Below are 2,192 nucleotides of genomic sequence, written 5' to 3' on the forward strand. Positions count from 1 at the left end.
GCCCATCACTGCCCTCCCCTTCTGCAAGCCCGGATGCCATGCTGACTTGGTTACAACGCAACACCCTGACCTTCCCGCCCCTGGAAAAAGCCATGCGCGATCCCAACGGGCTGTTGGCCGCGGGCGGGGATCTGTCCGCCGATCGTCTGATTCAGGCCTATCGCCACGGCTGTTTTCCGTGGTTCTCGGAAGGCCAGCCGATTCTCTGGTGGTCGCCGGATCCACGCACCGTACTACTTCCCGACGAACTGCATGTCTCGCGCAGCCTGAACAAACTGCTGCGCCAGCAACGCTATCAAGTGACCTTTGATCAGGATTTTGCCGCGGTCATCCGCGCTTGCGCCGCGCCCCGGGATTACGCCGACGGCACTTGGATTACAGAAGCCATGCAGAACGCCTACCTCGAGTTGCACAGGCGTGGCTACGCCCATTCGGTGGAAGTCTGGGACCAGGGCGAGCTGGTCGGCGGGCTCTATGGCCTGGCGATGGGCCAGCTGTTTTTCGGCGAGTCCATGTTCAGCCGCGCCGACAACGCCTCAAAATATGGCTTTGCCACACTGGTCCGACATCTGAAAGACTCAGGCTTTGTGCTGATCGACTGCCAGATGCCGACCGACCACCTGCACAGCCTCGGCGCCCGAGCGATTCCTCGCAGCGAGTTTGCCGACTACCTTGCGCAGCATCTGGATCAACCCAGTCGCGCGACCTGGGTTTGCTGAGCGACTTTTGCGCGCGTGGCTTACACTTAATTCAAAGCTTATCCCGAGGGTTGATCATGACCGAGTTGGCGCGTTTGAAGTTTTATGCCACTCAGCCCCACTCTTGCAGTTATCTGCCCGAGGAGCAGGCCACAACCCTGTTTCTCGACCCTAGTCAGCCCATGGATGTGCATGTCTATGCAGACCTGTCTGAAATGGGTTTCCGTCGTAGCGGCGATCATCTTTACCGGCCTCATTGCCAGAATTGCAATGCGTGCGTACCGGCGCGCATCCCTGTGGCGCAATTTTCGCCCAACCGCCAGCAGAAACGCATTTTCAAACGCAACGTCGACCTACAGGTGCGCCCTGCCAGGCCGCAGTTCAGCGAAGAGTATTTCGACCTTTATCAGCGGTATATCGAACAGCGTCACGCCGATGGCGATATGTACCCGCCGAGTCGCGATCAGTTTGCGACGTTCCTGGTACGTGACCTGCCGTTTTCCCGATTCTACGAATTCCGCCTCGAAGGACGACTGGTAGCGGTGGCCGTCACCGATTTGCTGCCGAACGGTCTGTCGGCTGTCTACACCTTCTACGAGCCCGCTGAAGAACGCCGCAGCCTGGGGCGTTATGCGATTCTCTGGCAAATCGCCGAGGCTCAGCGTCTGGGGCTGGAAGCCGTCTATCTGGGCTACTGGATCAAAAACTGCAAAAAAATGAGTTACAAGACTCAATATCGCCCAATCGAACTGCTGATTAATCAGCGCTGGGTCATCCTGAACTAGAGCGAGCCGTAAACCCCTTGGCTTAAACCCCATTTTTCGGGCACAATGCACGCCGCTTTTGCCTGGCGCAGTTGCACCGGGCCATTCATTGGACACCGAGGGCTTTACTGCATGTCGAAAGAAGACAGCTTCGAAATGGAAGGCACTGTCGTCGACACCCTGCCCAACACCATGTTTCGTGTGGAGTTGGAAAATGGGCACGTCGTAACCGCGCATATCTCCGGCAAGATGCGCAAGAACTACATTCGTATTCTTACCGGTGACAAAGTGCGCGTCGAGCTGACGCCCTATGACTTGAGCAAAGGGCGCATCACTTACCGCGCTCGCTAATCAAGTCAATACAAAACGCCCGGTTTATGCCGGGCGTTTTTGTTTGTCTGCGATTTGGTGGGTTCTTGGGTTCTTGGGTTTTGGGTGTATATCCGTTGCTGCGGTAACGGCTGAATATGGTTTCGCTCTTACAGCCAGCCCTTTCAAGGTCTTTTGACTTTAGCGGCCTTGAGCACCCGATCCGTCGACACGTGGGCATTCGCGGCTTTGCCTTCAAGCCACTCCTTTGGTTTGGGCACCTTCGGACCTCGTTTGCTCTTGACGACCGCTTTGGGCTGGATGTTTCGAGCGAGTGCAAGCAGGTACTGAGCCAGCCCTCCTGCGGGGATCGGAATGGATGAGTACTCTGCTGGCAGAGCTATTTGCATACCCTCGTAAC

At 56.8% G+C, this 2,192-nt stretch carries 3 protein-coding genes and 1 pseudogene; 3 read left to right on the top strand and 1 reads right to left on the bottom strand.

Translation table 11 applies throughout. The annotated features are described in order from the left end of the window. Nucleotides 1–38: 38 nt before the first annotated feature. The 3 genes from aat (at nucleotide 39) to infA (ending at nucleotide 1,813) form a co-directional block, all read left to right on the top strand. Nucleotides 39–719, top strand: coding sequence for a leucyl/phenylalanyl-tRNA--protein transferase (gene aat / locus KGB23_RS30020; protein WP_223433697.1), 681 nt, complete (start codon nucleotides 39–41; stop codon nucleotides 717–719). 56 nt (nucleotides 720–775) lie between these two features. Then, nucleotides 776–1,483, top strand: a complete 708-nt coding sequence (locus KGB23_RS30025) for an arginyltransferase (RefSeq protein ID WP_111448957.1) — start codon at nucleotides 776–778, stop codon at nucleotides 1,481–1,483. Nucleotides 1,484–1,594: 111 nt separating this feature from the next. Continuing rightward, nucleotides 1,595–1,813 carry a translation initiation factor IF-1 gene (gene infA, locus KGB23_RS30030; RefSeq protein WP_002553999.1) on the top strand — a complete coding sequence of 73 codons (219 nt, stop codon included), beginning with the start codon at nucleotides 1,595–1,597 and terminating at the stop codon, nucleotides 1,811–1,813. Between the two features lie 143 nt (nucleotides 1,814–1,956). Here infA and KGB23_RS30035 read toward each other — a convergent pair. Continuing rightward, nucleotides 1,957–2,192, bottom strand: a pseudogene (locus KGB23_RS30035) (IS4 family transposase); the annotation flags it as partial.

The sequence above is a fragment of the Pseudomonas sp. GL-B-26 genome (assembly GCF_019947405.1).
Lineage (GTDB): Bacteria > Pseudomonadota > Gammaproteobacteria > Pseudomonadales > Pseudomonadaceae > Aquipseudomonas.

Excerpts from the sequence above, each read along its gene's own strand:
- aat (WP_223433697.1), top strand. The coding sequence starts at position 39 with ATGCTGACTTGGTTACAACGCAACACCCTGACCTTCCCGCCCCTGGAA.
- KGB23_RS30025 (WP_111448957.1), top strand. The coding sequence starts at position 776 with ATGACCGAGTTGGCGCGTTTGAAGTTTTATGCCACTCAGCCCCACTCT.
- infA (WP_002553999.1), top strand. The coding sequence starts at position 1,595 with ATGTCGAAAGAAGACAGCTTCGAAATGGAAGGCACTGTCGTCGACACC.